At 63.5% G+C, this 14964-nt stretch carries 14 protein-coding genes; 5 read left to right on the top strand and 9 right to left on the bottom strand.

The window, feature by feature from the left end:
• Positions 1–32 precede the first annotated feature (32 nt).
• Complete coding sequence (gene aspS / locus HNQ08_RS08050; RefSeq protein WP_184129635.1) at positions 33–1763, top strand: aspartate--tRNA ligase; 1731 nt, start codon at positions 33–35, stop codon at positions 1761–1763.
• 84 nt (positions 1764–1847) lie between these two features.
• Here the strand turns inward: aspS and HNQ08_RS08045 are convergent, their stop codons facing one another.
• The 5 genes from HNQ08_RS08045 to sucC form a co-directional block, all read right to left on the bottom strand.
• Positions 1848–2597 (bottom strand): alpha/beta fold hydrolase, encoded by a 750-nt coding sequence (locus HNQ08_RS08045; protein WP_184129631.1) that lies wholly within the window; start codon positions 2595–2597, stop codon positions 1848–1850.
• The gene (locus HNQ08_RS08040) at positions 2594–3295 is read right to left on the bottom strand and encodes an alpha/beta fold hydrolase (protein WP_184130366.1); all 702 of its coding nucleotides are present in this window, start codon (positions 3293–3295) and stop codon (positions 2594–2596) included. Before HNQ08_RS08040 ends, HNQ08_RS08045 begins: the two co-directional genes overlap by 4 nt.
• 148 nt (positions 3296–3443) lie before the next feature.
• Positions 3444–4013 (bottom strand): hypothetical protein, encoded by a 570-nt coding sequence (locus HNQ08_RS08035; RefSeq protein ID WP_184129628.1) that lies wholly within the window; start codon positions 4011–4013, stop codon positions 3444–3446.
• Positions 4014–4141: 128 nt separating this feature from the next.
• Positions 4142–5047 carry a succinate--CoA ligase subunit alpha gene (sucD, locus tag HNQ08_RS08030; protein ID WP_184129625.1) on the bottom strand — a complete coding sequence of 302 codons (906 nt, stop codon included), beginning with the start codon at positions 5045–5047 and terminating at the stop codon, positions 4142–4144.
• Positions 5048–6196, bottom strand: a complete 1149-nt coding sequence (gene sucC, locus HNQ08_RS08025) for an ADP-forming succinate--CoA ligase subunit beta (protein WP_184129622.1) — start codon at positions 6194–6196, stop codon at positions 5048–5050.
• A gap of 198 nt (positions 6197–6394) precedes the next feature.
• Here sucC and HNQ08_RS08020 point away from each other — a divergent pair, with 198 nt between their 5' ends.
• The 3 genes from HNQ08_RS08020 (at position 6395) to HNQ08_RS08010 (ending at position 8386) form a co-directional block, all read left to right on the top strand.
• Positions 6395–7444, top strand: a complete 1050-nt coding sequence (locus HNQ08_RS08020) for a M24 family metallopeptidase (RefSeq protein ID WP_184129619.1) — start codon at positions 6395–6397, stop codon at positions 7442–7444.
• A 5-nt stretch (positions 7445–7449) separates the two neighbouring features.
• Complete coding sequence (locus tag HNQ08_RS08015; RefSeq protein ID WP_184130363.1) at positions 7450–7794, top strand: septal ring lytic transglycosylase RlpA family protein; 345 nt, start codon at positions 7450–7452, stop codon at positions 7792–7794.
• A 130-nt stretch (positions 7795–7924) separates the two neighbouring features.
• Positions 7925–8386, top strand: a complete 462-nt coding sequence (locus tag HNQ08_RS08010; RefSeq protein ID WP_184129616.1) for a YbjN domain-containing protein — start codon at positions 7925–7927, stop codon at positions 8384–8386.
• 164 nt (positions 8387–8550) lie between these two features.
• Here the strand turns inward: HNQ08_RS08010 and HNQ08_RS08005 are convergent, their stop codons facing one another.
• The 4 genes from HNQ08_RS08005 to HNQ08_RS07990 all read right to left on the bottom strand — a co-directional run bounded on the left by HNQ08_RS08005 (position 8551) and on the right by HNQ08_RS07990 (position 13652).
• Entirely contained in the window at positions 8551–9900 is a 1350-nt protein-coding gene (locus HNQ08_RS08005; protein ID WP_184129613.1) for a 3-oxoacid CoA-transferase, read from the bottom strand.
• Positions 9897–11180 carry a thiolase family protein gene (locus HNQ08_RS08000; RefSeq protein WP_184129610.1) on the bottom strand — a complete coding sequence of 428 codons (1284 nt, stop codon included), beginning with the start codon at positions 11178–11180 and terminating at the stop codon, positions 9897–9899. Before HNQ08_RS08000 ends, HNQ08_RS08005 begins: the two co-directional genes overlap by 4 nt.
• A gap of 180 nt (positions 11181–11360) precedes the next feature.
• Positions 11361–13112 carry an NAD-dependent malic enzyme gene (locus HNQ08_RS07995; RefSeq protein WP_184129607.1) on the bottom strand — a complete coding sequence of 584 codons (1752 nt, stop codon included), beginning with the start codon at positions 13110–13112 and terminating at the stop codon, positions 11361–11363.
• Positions 13113–13217: 105 nt separating this feature from the next.
• Positions 13218–13652 (bottom strand): thioesterase family protein, encoded by a 435-nt coding sequence (locus tag HNQ08_RS07990; protein ID WP_184129604.1) that lies wholly within the window; start codon positions 13650–13652, stop codon positions 13218–13220.
• A 54-nt stretch (positions 13653–13706) separates the two neighbouring features.
• On the opposite strand from HNQ08_RS07990, the gene HNQ08_RS07985 reads away from it, so the two are divergent.
• On the top strand, positions 13707–14879 hold the full coding sequence (locus tag HNQ08_RS07985; protein ID WP_184129600.1) for a YihY/virulence factor BrkB family protein: 1173 nt from the start codon (positions 13707–13709) through the stop codon (positions 14877–14879).
• The last annotated feature ends 85 nt before the right edge of the window (positions 14880–14964 follow it).

Raw genomic sequence — 14964 nt, 5'->3', positions numbered from 1 at the left:
CCTGTCTTTCCCATCATTCTGAAGGAGTTCAAATGAAACGCACCGCCATGATCGGCCACCTCTCCCCCACCCACGCCGGGCAAACGGTGACCCTGCAGGGCTGGGTCAACCGTCGTCGCGACCTGGGCGGATTGATCTTCGTGGAATTGCGGGACCGCAGCGGCATGATTCAGGTGCAGGTGGAGCCGGACTCCCCTGCATTTGCCCAGGCTGATCGCCTGCGTGCCGAATATGTGGCCGAGATCGAGGGCATGTATCAACTTCGCCCTGAAAGCCAGCGCAAGGGTGGCGTGGCAGATTATGAGGTCATCGCCTCGCGCGTGAAGGTCCTGAACACCGCAAAGACTCCTCCCTTCGAGCTGGAAAAGGGGGCGGAGGTGGCCGAGGACATCCGGTTGAAGTACCGCTATCTGGACCTGCGCCGCCCGGAGATGCAGCGTGCATTGATGCTGCGGAGCCGGGCGACGGCGGCGGTCACGGCCTTTCTGGACGGCGAGGGCTTCGTGGCAGTGGAAACGCCCATGCTCACCCGGTCCACCCCGGAGGGCGCGCGGGATTTCCTGGTGCCTAGCCGCCTGAATCCCGGGGAGTTCTACGCGCTGCCCCAGAGCCCGCAACTGTTCAAGCAACTGCTGATGATCGCTGGGTTTGACCGTTATTACCAGCTCGCCCGCTGCTTCCGCGATGAGGATCTGCGTGCGGACCGCCAGCCGGATTTCACGCAACTCGATATGGAAATGTCGTTTGTGGAGCAGGAGGACGTGCTGAATCTGCAGGAACGCCTGCTGGCGCACGTGTTTCAAACAGTGCTGGATGTGGCCCTGCCTCTCCCCTTTCCGCGCCTGAGCTACAGGGACGCGATGGACCGTTACGGCTCCGACAAGCCCGATCTGCGCTTTGGGATGGAGTTCGCGGACGTCACGACACTGTTTGCGGGTGGGGAATTCGCTGCATTTGCCAGTGCAGAGGCGGTTAAGGTACTGGCCGCGCCAGAACTGACCCGCAAGCAGATTGATGAGCTGGAGCGGGTGGCCAAACAGAACGGCGCGAAGGGGCTTGCCTGGGCCAAACGCAGTGGCGAGGGTTTCACCGGCGGCATCAGTAAATTTCTGACGGCGCAGGCTGCCTCCCTTCTGGAACAAACCGGCGTGCAGGACGGTGGCATCTTGCTCTTCGCGGCAGGCGAGTGGAAACGGGCCGTCACGGCGCTGGGCGCCGTCCGTCTGAGCCTGCGAGACCTGTTCGGCCTGGCCTCGGCTGGTCCCCAGTTCCACGTGTCCTGGGTGACCGACTTTCCTCAGCTGGAATATGACGAGGACAGCGCCACCTGGACCTATATGCACCATCCCTTCACTGCTCCGCATCCGGACGACGTCCCCCTCTTTGGGACCGAGCGACAGAGCGAGATTCGCGCCCAGGCCTACGATCTGGTGCTGAACGGCTTCGAGATCGGCGGTGGCAGCATTCGTATCCATGACCCAGCAGTGCAGGAACAGATGTTCGCTGCCATCAGCTTTACCCCGGAGGAGGCGCGGCGGCAGTTCGGCTTTTTTCTGGATGCGCTGGAGTCGGGCACTCCCCCGCACGGTGGGATTGCTTGGGGTTTTGACCGCTTGGTTATGGTGATGTCTGGTGCCACCAGCATTCGCGAGGTCATTGCCTTTCCCAAGAACAATCGGGGGGCAGACCTCATGGCGCAGGCCCCCTCCTTTATCTCGACAGCTCAGTTGGAAGAGGTAGGGCTGGAGCTGGCTCAGGAGTAATGTTGTGGGGCAAAGTGCCCCATTCATAATTTCTAAGCTAGTGAATATATTCACGACAAGTCCAGTTCGTGAAAATTTTATGCTCTATTGGCCAACTGCATTCAAAAAGTCGATGGTATATCGAGCCATTGTTCGTGGAAAGAGGTCGGTCAGCGCGTGCGTTCCGCCTTCAATTTCACAGACGTACGCGGTGGGAATGGCGTCCCGGATGGCCTTGAGGGTCCACGTTCGAATCACTGGATCGGACGTTCCGTCCACCAGAAGTGTCGGAGCCTTGATCTGCAACAACAGTGGGCCAGTACTGTGGTGGCGCTGATCGTCAGCCAGCTTGAGCATCCGCCGCGCACCACACCGGACGTAGGCCCGTACACCCGGAATCATCAATCCCAGGCGTTCGCGTGGCAGGTCAAGCAGCAAACGGACAAACTGGGCCAGGACGCTGGGGTTCTCCGGAATCCCAGTGGGCGCGCAGGCAATCAAGGCGCCCACATGCTGGGGGTAGCGGGCCGCCAGGTCAAAGGCCACCTCAGCACCCAGCGAGTGCCCGAAAATAGGTGCTCCCTTCAGACCAGCCACTTCCAACCACGCAGCCAGATGATCGGTGAGTTGCTCGATACAATCCGGAAGGTGCGGGAGGCCCTGGCTGTGACCGTGACCAGGCGGATCATAGACGTACACCGTGCGGCGGCTGGCCAGTTCACGGGACACACGCACGTACATCCAGGAGGCACAGCCCAACCCCGGCACAATGACTAACGGTGGGCCACTGCCCCGGACCCAGGCGTGTGTGGTCAAACCATTGACTTTCAGATACAGCGCCTGCCCCTGGCTCACTCATCAACCTGTGGACCATCGACAAAATTCAACACAGCCGCATTGAAGGCCTCGGGCGCGTCGACCATGACCACATGGCCGGCATGGGGAATCACGGCTAATTGCGCGCCATCGATCGACTCAGCGAGAAGCTCACCCAGCGGTAACGGCACCAGCGCGTCGCGCTCCCCCCACACGACCAGCGTTCTGGACGAGATCTGAGGGAGGCAGTCCTGCACGCTGTCCTTGAGCAGGTCACTGGCACTCCGCCACAGGTTTAGTGGCCCCGCCAACAGGGCGTCAGTCAGGATACGTGGCACAAAGCGTTTGCGTCCGGTGACCAAGGCGCGCGGCAGGTTCAGGGCCGTGCGGTAGGCGCTGGCCTTCAGCAACCCACTGGCACACACCAGCACCAGATTCTCAATGCGCTGCGGATGGTCTGCAGCCACACGGATGCAGATATGGCCTCCCATGGAGTGTCCGATCAACGTAATGCCTTGCAAATCCTCAGCCTCCAGCCAGTCAGCAATCAGGGCCGCACTCTCACGAACCGACAACGCACGCTGGCGGCGGGCGGAACCGTAGCCGGACAGATCGAGGGAATACACTCGATGACTCTGAGTGAGTGCGGCGAGATTTCTGCGCCACCAGCGTGAGGAGCCACTCAAGCCATGAACCAGCACCATCGGCGAGCCCTTCCCCGAGACGCTGTAGTGCATCCTGACCCCTGATCGCTCGTAGACACCGCTGGACACAGCAAGAAGATAGCGCCTCACTTTTGAGTTGCCCGGAATAGATAAGCATTACTAATAATGCAAGTGAATAGTTTCACGATAAATCTAACTCGTGAATTTTATATTCGATTGTCTACCTTTGCAGTGAAACAGTAACAGTTACCGCTTCAGCAAATGGTTGAACGTTCACGACACGTCCCACATCTACTAGGAAGGCATTCCAGCCCTTTTTCAGGGATGCCTGATACCCCTTGTTGGCGGTCACCGTCACATCAGCGCTTACCCAGGGGATGAACAACGACGATCTGCCGACCATCGGCGAGACCTCACGCAAGGATTCGTTCTCGTCATGGCGTGCGTTGCCGTTCTGATCGCGGTACACGAAGAGCTTCAGCTCTCCAGTCTGTGCGGCGGCGCTCACCTGCACTGGATCGATCACGCCAGGCCAGGACACGTTCTGCGAACTCAACACGGCCTGGGCACGGGCAGGCGGCGGCCCCGCAGGAAGATCAAGTCGGAATTGACCGCTATCAAGCGATGAGCTGGCCAGTTCCTGCACCGGCTGACCGAACGGCGTGACGGCAAACCCAGCGAGACGCAGATCCGGCGCCGCGCTGCCCTGTACCGTGCCTGTGACCGTCAAGGCCGACGCCTGGGGCACAGACAAACCCAGCGCAAGGGACAGCAGAAGGCGGAGATTCATGGGTCCAGTGTAAGCTGGTCGGCTGATCTGGACGTGACGCGCTGGTAGGAATGCCCCAAAGGGCGACGCAAGGTCAGCAACAGAAAAGGGACCGCCGACGCATCGGCAGTCCCTCCAAAAAGACAGAATTACTTGTTGAGCGCTGCCTTGACGAGATCGATGATCTCGGGCATGGTGTCGGCCACCGGAACACCCGCATCCTTGAAAGCGGCCAGCTTGCTTTCTGGGGTCCCAACGTTGCCCATGATGATGGCTCCCGCGTGGCCCATTCGCTTACCCGCCGGGGCGCTGCGCCCACTGATAAACGCCACCACGGGCTTCTTCATGTTGTTCTTGATGTACTCAGCCGCCGCTTCCTCGTCCGCACCGCCGATTTCACCGATGACCACGACGGCGTCGGTGTCCTCGTCCGCCTCGAACATGGGGAGGACGTCGGCGAAGGTGGTCCCGATGACCGGATCGCCACCGATGCCCACGGTGGTAGAAGTGCCCATCCCAGCGTCGTTGAGCAGCTTCGCTGCTTCGTAGGTCAGGGTCCCGCTGCGGCTGATCAGGCCGATGCGGCCGGGGTTGGTGTAGATCTTGTTGGGCATGATGCCCACCTTTGCTTCCCCGTTGGTCACCAGACCGGGGCAGTTGCCACCGATCAGGCGCACGCCCTCGCCACCGTGTTCGCGGCTTCTGGCGTCGAGCATCCTGACTTCCTGAACCGCCTTCATCATGTCGACCGTGGGGACGCCCTCGGTAATCAGGATGACAAGCGGGATGCCCGCGTGCGCGGCTTCCAGCACGGCGTCGGCGGCCCCGGCGGGCGGCACGAAGATGATGGACACGTTTGCGCCCGTGGCCTCCTTGGCCTCGGCCACCGAGTTATAGATGGGCCAGCCCTCGAAGTCCGTGCCACCCTTGCCCGGGGTCACGCCCGCGACCACCTGGGTCCCGAATTCCTTCATGGCACGGCTGTGTGAAGCGCCCTCACGTCCGGTCATGCCCTGGACGATCACCTTGCTGTCCTTATTGACGAGAATGCCCATTTACTTATTCGCCTCCTTGGCGGCCTCGGCGGCGGCATCGAACATATTGGGGTACATCTGGATCAGCGGGCTATTGACCTCGGCCAGCAGCGCCTTGGCTTCCTCTTCGGCCGTTCCGGCAATGCGCATGCGCACCGGCTTGGTCAGGATGCCGTCCTGGAGCGCCTGAATCACGCCCTTGGCGACCTCGTCGGCGCGGGTGATGCCGCCGAAGATGTTGATGAAGATTGCCTTGACGTCGGTGTCCTTGGACACGAGCTTGACCGCGTTGTACACGATCTCGGCCTTGGCCCCGCCGCCGATGTCGAGAAAGTTGGCCGGCTTGGCCCCGGCACGGTTGACCACGTCCAACGAGGTCATCACGATGCCTGCGCCGTTGCCCAGCACGCCCACGTTGCCATCATCGAGCTTGACGTAGGCGAAGCCGTACTTGCTGGCCTCAATTTCCAGCGGATGCTCCGCTTCCATCTCGCGCCAGTCGGCCAGATCCTTGTGGCGGTACATGGCGTTGTCGTCAATCTCGAACTTGGTGTCCAGCGCCAGGGGAGTGCCGCTGACATCCACGAACAGCGGGTTGATCTCGACCAGCACAGCGTCACGCTCCAACGCGGCCTGGCTGAGCTTGACCATCATGTCGGCAATCTTGTTCAGGTTGCCCTTGAAGCCCGCCTGAATGGCGACCTCGCGCGCCTCGTAGGGGCGCAGGCCGGTGATCGGGTCGACACGGTAGTGTACGATCTTTTCGGGGGTCTCGGCGGCCACTTCCTCAATGTCGACGCCGCCCTCGGCGGAGGCCATCAGCGTGAAGCTCTGGACGTTGCGGTCCACGATCATGCCAATGTAGTACTCAGTCCCGGCGTCGATGTCCACGGCTTTGGTCACCAGCACCTTGTTGACGGTCAGACCCTTGATGTCCATGCCCAGGATCTTCTCGCCGTTCTCGTACGCCTTGTCGGGGGTGGGGCTGAATTTCACGCCGCCCGCCTTGCCACGCCCACCGACATGCACCTGGGCCTTGACCACAACGGCATCTCCGTAGTCGCGCGCGATCTGACGCACCTCGTCCGGAGTCGTGGCGACCCGACCCTCTTGCACGTTGACGCCGAACTGGCGCAGGATTTCTTTGCCCTGATATTCGTGAAGCTTCACGGTGTCCCTCCTTGGGGATGGGGCCTGGGTAGGCCCGCTGTGCGAATCTCGTGTTGTCCCGATAGAGGAGTATAAGCGTCCCGTCAGATTGATGGACGTTGCAGGGGCAAAACCTTAACCGCGAGGTGTCTCCTGAACGGGGACAGGTTGCAGTGGCGGCACGAATGGGGAAAGGGCAAGGTGTTAGCGTCTTGGTTTATGAGCCAACTGCAAAGGTTGAGAGACGCGATAAGCGAGGCGGGCGTGGACGCCCTGTGGGTCAGCAACCCGGCCAACGTGAGGGCGCTGACGGGCTTCACGTCGCCCGAGGACGGCCGGGTGCTGGTGACCCCGGACGCCACGACGCTGTACACCGACGCGCGGTACACCGTTCAGGCCCGCGAGGAGTCCAGCGTGCCGCAGCACATCGCCCGCCCGCCGGAAACTTTCAAGCATGCAGCGGGGACGCTTGGGGGGCGAAAAGTCGGTTTCGAGGCCGATCACCTGACCGTGGCGGGGCTCAAAGATCTGAAGGAACACTGGCCGGACGCCGAGTTGGTGCCCTTGCGCGGCGTGGTTCAGAGGTTACGGCTGCACAAGACCTCGGAGGAGATCGGGGCCATCCGGGCGGCGCAGGATCTGGCAGACCAGGTCTTTTCCGAGGTCCGGCCCATGATCGCCGCCGGGGTGCGTGAGCTGGACATCGCGCTGGAGATCGAGACGCGGCTGCGCAAGGCCGGAGCCGGACCGGCTTTCGGGGTCATCGTGGCCAGCGGGCCGCGCGGAGCAATGCCACACGGCTTGGCCTCGGAGCGGGTGATTCAGGACGGCGAGCTGGTGACGGTGGACATGGGCGCACGCATGAACGGCTACAACAGCGACATGACCCGCACAGTGGCCGTCGGTCAACCCTCCGACGAGATGCGGCGGGTCTACAACGCGGTGCTGGAAGCCGAGGAAGCCGCCGTCAGGGCCGTCAGGCCAGGGGTGCGCGCCGCCGACCTCGACAAGATCGCGCGCGACATCCTGACCGGGCACGGGCTGGGCGAGGCCTTCTCACACTCGCTGGGCCACGGCGTTGGTCTTGAGGTCCATGAGGGGCCGGGGCTGCGCGGCACCAGCGAGGACGTGCTGGCACCAGGCATGATCATCACCATTGAGCCGGGAGCGTACCTGCCAGACGTGGGTGGCGTGCGGATCGAGGACCTGTTGCTGGTCACGGAGGACGGCTGCGAGGTACTGAGCCACGCACCGAAGGAGTCGGTTTGAGGCGCATGGCCCTGGCGCTGACCCTGATCCTCTCCCCTCTTGGCGGAATGGAGACAGGGACGGCCAGCGCTTCTACCGCTGTTTTTCAAAGCGGCTCGGCGGTGTTCTACGGCGGCCGAACCGCGCGGCAAACCGTGATGACCGCCGCGCACCGCAGCCTGCCGTTCGGCACCTGGGTCCGGGTCACGCACACTGGCACGGGCCGCAGCGTGGACGTGATGGTCAATGACCGTGGGCCGTTCGGGAGTTCGCGGCGCATTATCGACCTTTCACGCTCTGCTGCCGCCTCGCTGGGCATTCTGGCGCAGGGCGTCGCCCCGGTCACCCTGAGGATTCTGTCGAGACCCTGAAGGCACACCCCCCGCATCTTGGACTCCGGTTCAAGGTGCGCACTGGACGGCAGGTGTTAGAATCGTTCGGGTTTCAACCACGCACCAATGTTGGAGCGTTGAGCTTCACCCCCTCAAGGAGATGGTTTTGATGACGATGGAAACGGCACTGCTGACCCTGGATACGCTGGCGAAGTACCTGAAGGAAAAGGAAGTCCAGCTCGATATGGAAGAGAACAACGGCCAGCGCTTCATCCGCATGGGCTGGCGCTTCGAGATGGGCGACGCCGCCGTGCTGGTCAGCGTCAATGACGGCCCCAACAACACCTCGCGCCTGGAAGTCACCTGCGTGACCCAGAAGACCTACACCGATCGCCGCGACGAGGTCGTCAACATGCTCAACGACCGCAACCGCGAGCGCGCGTTTGCCCGCAGCATCGACAGCGACGGCAACGTGTGGCTGGAGTACGTGGGCTTCTACCCCACCCTGGCCGAAATGCCCCAGGAAACCTTCGACACCTTGTTCGGCGGCGTGCTGATGCATTTCCAGGACGACTACGCCACCCTGGAAGGCTTCGTTCCCGGCCCGCAGCTGCAGCAGCCCCAGGCATAAGCTTTCAAGTAAGGAAAGAGGCGGGCCAGTACCCGCCTTCTTCTTATCTCTTATTAGTGAAAGTATTCACGATATTTTTAATTCGTGAAATTTTTGTTCTTCTGGCAGTGTTCAGAGTGAGAAGCACTCCTGTCCTAACATCGGGCCAATACACTTCCGCCCGATCAGGCTCCGAGGCGCTCAATAAAGCTGGCGCCCGTGCACAGCCGCACGTCTTGCAGGGTGGTGCCGGGCATCAGACCGGTCAGGGTCAATTGCCCGTCCACCATCTCGAAGACGGCCTTATCGGTGATGACCATGTCTACCGCGCCGCGCGCCGTCAGCGGCAGCGTGCATTCAGGGACGATCTTGGGCGTGCCATCTGGATCGGTGTGGGTCATGGTCACGATCAGTTTTTTAGCTCCACTGGCCAGATCCATCGCGCCGCCCACGCCCAGCAGGGGCTTGCCCGGCACGGCCCAGTTCGCCAGATTGCCCGCCTCATCGACTTGCAGTCCACCCATCACCGCCACGTCCACATGGCCGCCACGGATCATCCCGAAACTGTGGGCGCTGTCAAAGTAACTCGCTCCCGGCAGGGCAGTCACTGGAATCTTGCCCGCATTCACGGGGTAGTCCATGGCGCCGCCACCCTCGGGGGCCGGCCCCACCCCCAGCATACCGTTTTCGGTGTGCAGGTTGACCTGCATCTCGGGGGTGATCAGGTCTGCCACCAGGGTGGGGATGCCAATGCCCAGGTTCACGACGTCGCCGGGGCGCAACTCCTGCAAGGCGCGGCGGGCCATGTTCATTCTGGCCTCGTCCACCCGCTTGGCTCCTCCCCTGACATCTGCGCTGCTGCCCAGATCCGCCAGGGTCAGGGTGGCGTGCACCAGGGCGTCCACATACAGTCCGGGGGTATGGACGTGCTCGGGGGCGATCTCGCCGACCTCCACAATTTCCTCGACCTCAGCAACCACCAGTTGCGCCGCCGTCGCCATCGCCGGGTTGAAATTCTGTTCAGTCAGGCGATACTGCAGGTTGCCCGCCCGGTCCGCCCGCCATGCCCGGACGAACGCCACGTCGCCGCGCAGAGCAGGGACGAAGACCATCTCCTGACCGTTCAGGGTCCGGGTGTCTGTGTCCCCGGCAATCACAGTGCCAACTGCGGTCGGTGTGTAGAAGCCGCCAATACCGGCCCCACCAGCACGGATGGCCTCGGCCAGCGTGCCCTGCGGGATCAGCTGCACTTCCAGGGAGCCGTCCTGCGCCGCCGCCACCGCCTCGCGGTTGGAGGTAAAAAAGGAGCCCACCGCCTTTTTCAATTGACCGTTTCTCAGCAGACGGCCCCCGCTCAGGCCCGCCTCACCGACATTGTTGCCGACGAAGGTCAGGTCACGGGTGGCCGTTTCGGCCAGCGCGTGGACGAGATGCACCGGATTGCCAGTCATCCCGAACCCGCCCACCAGCAAGGTATCCCCGGACGTGACCAGCGCAGCGGCCTCATCGGCGGAGATGATCGGGACGGTCTTCACGCCTCCACCCGTTCGATGATGGCCGCCTCGCCCTGCCCGACGCCCACGCACAGCGTCGCCAGCCCGTAACGCCCGCCCGTCCGGCGCAACTGGTGGGTCAGCGCCACGATCAACCGTGCGCCCGACATTCCAAGGGGATGCCCCAGCGCAATCGCCCCGCCATTGACGTTGACCTTTTCGGGATCCAGGCCCAATTCGCGGATCACAGCCAGTCCCTGGGCTGCAAACGCCTCGTTCAGCTCGATGAGATCGAGGTCCGCCTGCTTGATTCCGGTGCGCTCCAGCAGCTTACGCGTCGCTGGAATGGGTCCCAGGCCCATCACGCGCGGCTCCACCCCTGCCACCGCCCCGCCCACCCAGCGGGCCAGCGGCTCGATGCCCAGTTCCCGCGCCCTGCCCGCGCTCATCAGCACCAGCGCCGCTGCGCCGTCGTTGAGCCCTGAGGCATTGCCCGCCGTGACACTCCCACCCTTACGGAAGGCCGGTTTGAGGCCGGCCAGCTGTTCAGCCGAGGTGTCCAGCGTGAAGGTGTCGCCGACCCGTTGAAAGCGAGGATGCTCATCGGTGTCGAAGACGGTCACGCCCTTCCTGCCCTTGACCTCCACCGGCACGATTTCATCTTTGAAACGGCCCGCGTTCAGGGCGGCCACGGTCCGCCGTTGCGATTCCAGCGCGAAGGCGTCCTGATCCTCTCGGGTGATCTCACCGCCCGCGTACGCGCCCTCGCGGCTGCGTTCAACGATGTTCTCGGCGGTCTCCCCCATTGCTTCCAGGGGAAACAGTTCCTGCATGGCGGGGTTGGGGAACCGCCAGCCCAACGTGGTGTCGTAGACCGTCACGTTGCCGTTCTGAAAAGCCCCTGCACCCTTGGGCATCACCAGGGGAGCGCGGGTCATGCTCTCCACGCCGCCCGCCACATACACGTCGCCGTCGCCGTTGCGGATGGCGCGGGCCGCCGTGTTGATGGCTGAAAGGCCCGAGGCACACAGACGGTTGACCGTCAGGCCCGCCACGGTGTCGGGCAGCCCAGCCAGCAGGGAAGCCATGCGCGCCACGTTGCGGTTGTCCTCGCCAGCCTGGTTGGCACAGCCGAGGATAACTTCCTCGATCAGCGCAGGATTGACGCCGCTGCGCTCGACAGCAGCCTTGATGATGTGGGCGGCCAGATCGTCCGGGCGGACGGTAGAGAGCGAGCCACGAATGGCCCCGATCGGGGTACGGACGGCGCTGACGATCACCACGTCACGGTCCTGGAGTGGATTGGAGGATGGGTGGGTCATGGATTCTCCTTGTCAAGACTGCCTGGGAGCTTCTCTGTGAGCACCCGGCAGGCGGGCGCTCGGTCTCCTGGCCGAAGACAGGATAGACGGCGGGGGCCTGCGAAAGCGTGAAGCGGCAGGATCGTCTGGCGCAGCGTGAAACGGCGGCCATCCTCCTGGGGATTGGCCGCAGGAGAGCGTCTAACCGCCGTTCACGCCGCCCACCTTCCGAAGTGGCAGGTATTTGGGCAGCCAGGCGCGGTCACGAATCACCGCTTCAAGCTCCACATCGGTCATCGTTCGGATGCGGCGCTCGGCACACACCCCGTCGGTAATGGCCTGCCGCGCCACGTTCACGGCCACACGGATGCTCAGTTCGCGCAGGGCGCTGATGGGCGGGTACACGCGCTCGCCGTACTGTTCAGTAAAGGCGGCCAGCGTGCGGGCCGAGGCCATCACCATGTTGTCGGTGATCTCGCGGGCACGGGCGGCCACCGCGCCAAAACCCAGCCCCGGAAAGATAAACGCGTTGTTACCCTGGCCCACCGGATAGCTCTTGCCCCCATACTCCACGTCAGGGAACGGGCTGCCGGAAGCGATGATCGCGCCGCCGTCCGTCCACTCGATCAGGTCGGCGGGCCGGGCCTCGACATGGCTGCTGGGGTTGCTGAGGGGAAAGATGATCGGACGCGGCGTGTGCGCCAGCATGGCCTCCACGCTTTCCTGGCGAAACAGGCCCGGCACGCCGGTGAAGCCCAGCAGCGCAGTGGCACGCGCGCCGACGATCACCTCATGCAGCGTGGGGTAGTCGCCAGCGTAGGTCCAGCCCGCGATGTCCTCCCGGCGACGCACGAAGCTCTGCTGCTGGGCTTCAAGATCGTCCTGCCCCTCCATCAGCAGGCCGTGACGGTCTACGACGAACACGCGGGCATTGGCCTCGGCGTGGCTCAGGCCATCGGCTTCCAGGCCCTGACGGATGGCGGTGGCCACGCCGATGCCTGCCGCGCCCGCCCCCACGATCACGAAGACCTGTTCGGAGAGGCGCTCGCCCTTGATGCGGGCCGCGCTCATCACCCCGGCCAGGGCCATCGCCCCGGTACCCTGGATATCGTCGTTGAAGCTGGGGACCACCTTACGGTAGCGCTCCAGCACCCGGAAGGCCGTGCCGCGCGAGAAGTCCTCCCACTGGATGATCGCCTTGGGGTAGCGGGCGGAGACAGCCTCAACGAAGGCGTCCAGAAACTCGTCGTATGCGGCCCCGGTCAGCCGCTTGTGGTGGACCCCCAGGTACAGCGGGTCGTCGATCAGGTCCTGGCGGTTGGTGCCCACGTCCAGCTCGACGGGCAGCGTCTTGTCGGGGCCGACGCCGCCCGCCGCCGTGTACAGCGAGAGCTTGCCGATGGAGATCGCCATGCCGCCGAAGCCCTGGTCTCCGATGCCCAGGATCGCGCTGCTGTCGGTGGCCACAATCATCCGCACGTCATTGACCGGCACATTCTCCAGCATGTCCTCGACCCGGTCGATGTCCTGGGTGCTAACGGTGAAGCCACGCGGATAGCGGTAGTTGTTGGAGAAGAACTTGACCGCCTCGCCCACCGTGGGGGTGTAGATGATCGGCAGCATCTCCTCCAGGTGGTCCTCGAGGACTCCGAAGAACAACACCTCGTTGCGGTCCTGCAGGGCGCGCAGATACTCGTGCTTTTCCAGGTCGTTGGCGCTGCGCTGGTAACGGCGGTAAGTGCGTTCCTTCTGCTCCTCGAAACTGCTGTTGTGCGGCGGGATCAGTCCTTCCAGGCCCAGGTCCCGGCGCTCCTCCGCGGTGAAGGCAGTGGTCTTGTTGAGCAGCGGGTTTTGCAGGAGCGCCAGACCACTGACCTGCACGTCGATAAACCGGTTGCCCTGTTCATCGCGTTTGACGTCGTAATACCGGGACACGGGAGGAGATTTGGGCATACTGCCCACCAGCATAGCGGGCCGGAGCCTTGTCCATGGCAACTTACTTAGAGGTCAAAGTGATCTGTTAATCAAGGCGGCCAAAGCGATGGGTGAGGGGAGCACTCAGCTTCCGCCCGTCCCGGCCACCCTGGCGGCCCACCGCGCCCGCAACGCCTCAAAATTGGCGTCGATCCGGGTCTGCGGCAGGACGAACTGGGTGGTGCTGCCGTGGCCGATCTCGTCGCCCAGTTCGGTCACGGCACGCATGGTGGCGTGGACGCGGCGTCCCGCCTGTTCTGTGAACGTGGCGGTCACGGTCACGGCCATGCCGGGCAGCGCCGGCCCGGTGTGGATTACCTCCACCTGCGAGCCGATGCCGCCCTCGCCGTCTTCCAGAAACGGCAGGATGATCTTGCGGCCCACCTCCTCGAAGTGTTTGGCCATCCAGTACGTCGCGTAGACCGGGTGAACGGCGCCGAGTTCGCCGAAGTCGACCGTCATCTCATCGGTCACGGTCACGGTCAGGGTTTGCACGAAGCCTGCGGGAATGGGGCGCATAACTTTAGGTTAAGACAGGCAGGCGCATACCGCCCCGCCCGCTACACTGCCCGGATGAGGTTCACGCCCGCCGATCTGTTCACGCTGCTGCGCGAATCCGCGCTGGCCTTCAGCCAGGACAAGGCCCCGCGTCTGGCCGCTGCCATCGCGTACTACGCCATCTTCGCCATCGCGCCGCTGCTGTTTTTCGTGCTGGCCGTCGCGAGTGGGCTGCTGGCCAACGCGAACGTGCAGGACCGGCTGTTCGATTTTCTGGCCCAGAACCTCAACCAGAGCGCCGTGGAATTCGTCAAGGGCATCGTGCCCGACGGCAGCCGACTGCAACAGTCGACGCTGCTGGCGAGCATTGCGGGCTTCGTGACGCTGTTCATGGGGTCCACCGGCCTGTTCGTGCAACTTCAAGACGCGCTGAACACGCTATGGGGCGCAGACCCGGCCCCCGGCAACGGCATCCTGAACGTGATCAAGTCGCGGCTGATCTCCTTCGGACTGGTGCTGCTGATCGGCCTGATCATCATCGCCTTCCTGATCGGCAACACCTACCTGTCGGCCATCGCCGAGCATCTGGGCGAGGTGATCGGCCTCGGGACGCTTTTTGTACGCGTCGCCACCTTCTTCGTCAGCGCGGGCATCCTGACGGTAGTATTCGCCGCGTTGTACAAGGTGCTGCCCAACGTCAAGCTCCAGTGGCGCGAGGTCTGGATCGGCTCGGCGATCACTTCGGTGCTGTTCACCATCGGCCAGATCGCCATCGGCATCTACCTGGGCCGGGCCGCGCCGGGCAGCGCCTTCGGGGCCGCCGGGTCGCTGGTGCTGCTGCTGCTGTGGATCTACTTTTCCAGCATGGTCTTCTTTTTCGGCGCGGAGGTCACCTGGGTCTACTCGCAGAAGTTCGGCTCCGGAGCGGGCGGCGCGGCCAGTGTGGACAAGAAGGCGGCACTGGTCGAGAAAGGATCGCAAATCAGCGCCGCGCCCACTGCGCAGGAGCTGGAGGCCAGCCAGAAGGCGGAGACAGGCGCTTCGTTGCCGGGCCGTCTGGGGGAAATGCTGGACACTGCCAATTCGAAAATGCCCCGCATGCTGCCCCACGCACCCACCCGCGCCGAGGGGCGGCTGCTTCCTACCGTGCGCGGCACCATGTGGAATGCGATGCGCGCCGTGCTGGCCGTGCCCGCCGTGATCGTCCTGCGGTTGTTGGGCTGGACCGGAGGCAAGGGGAAGAAGTAGCGCCGCCCGCGCTAGATTCGGCAGACAGGCAACAGCCCCTGAACATAAGTAGTCCACCTCGCACCAGAACATGCGGCCAGGGCGT

This window comes from Deinococcus humi, from assembly GCF_014201875.1.
Classification (GTDB): domain Bacteria; phylum Deinococcota; class Deinococci; order Deinococcales; family Deinococcaceae; genus Deinococcus; species Deinococcus humi.
The sequence above is the reverse complement of the archived record's forward strand: the minus strand, read 5'-3'. Positions and strand labels throughout refer to the sequence as shown.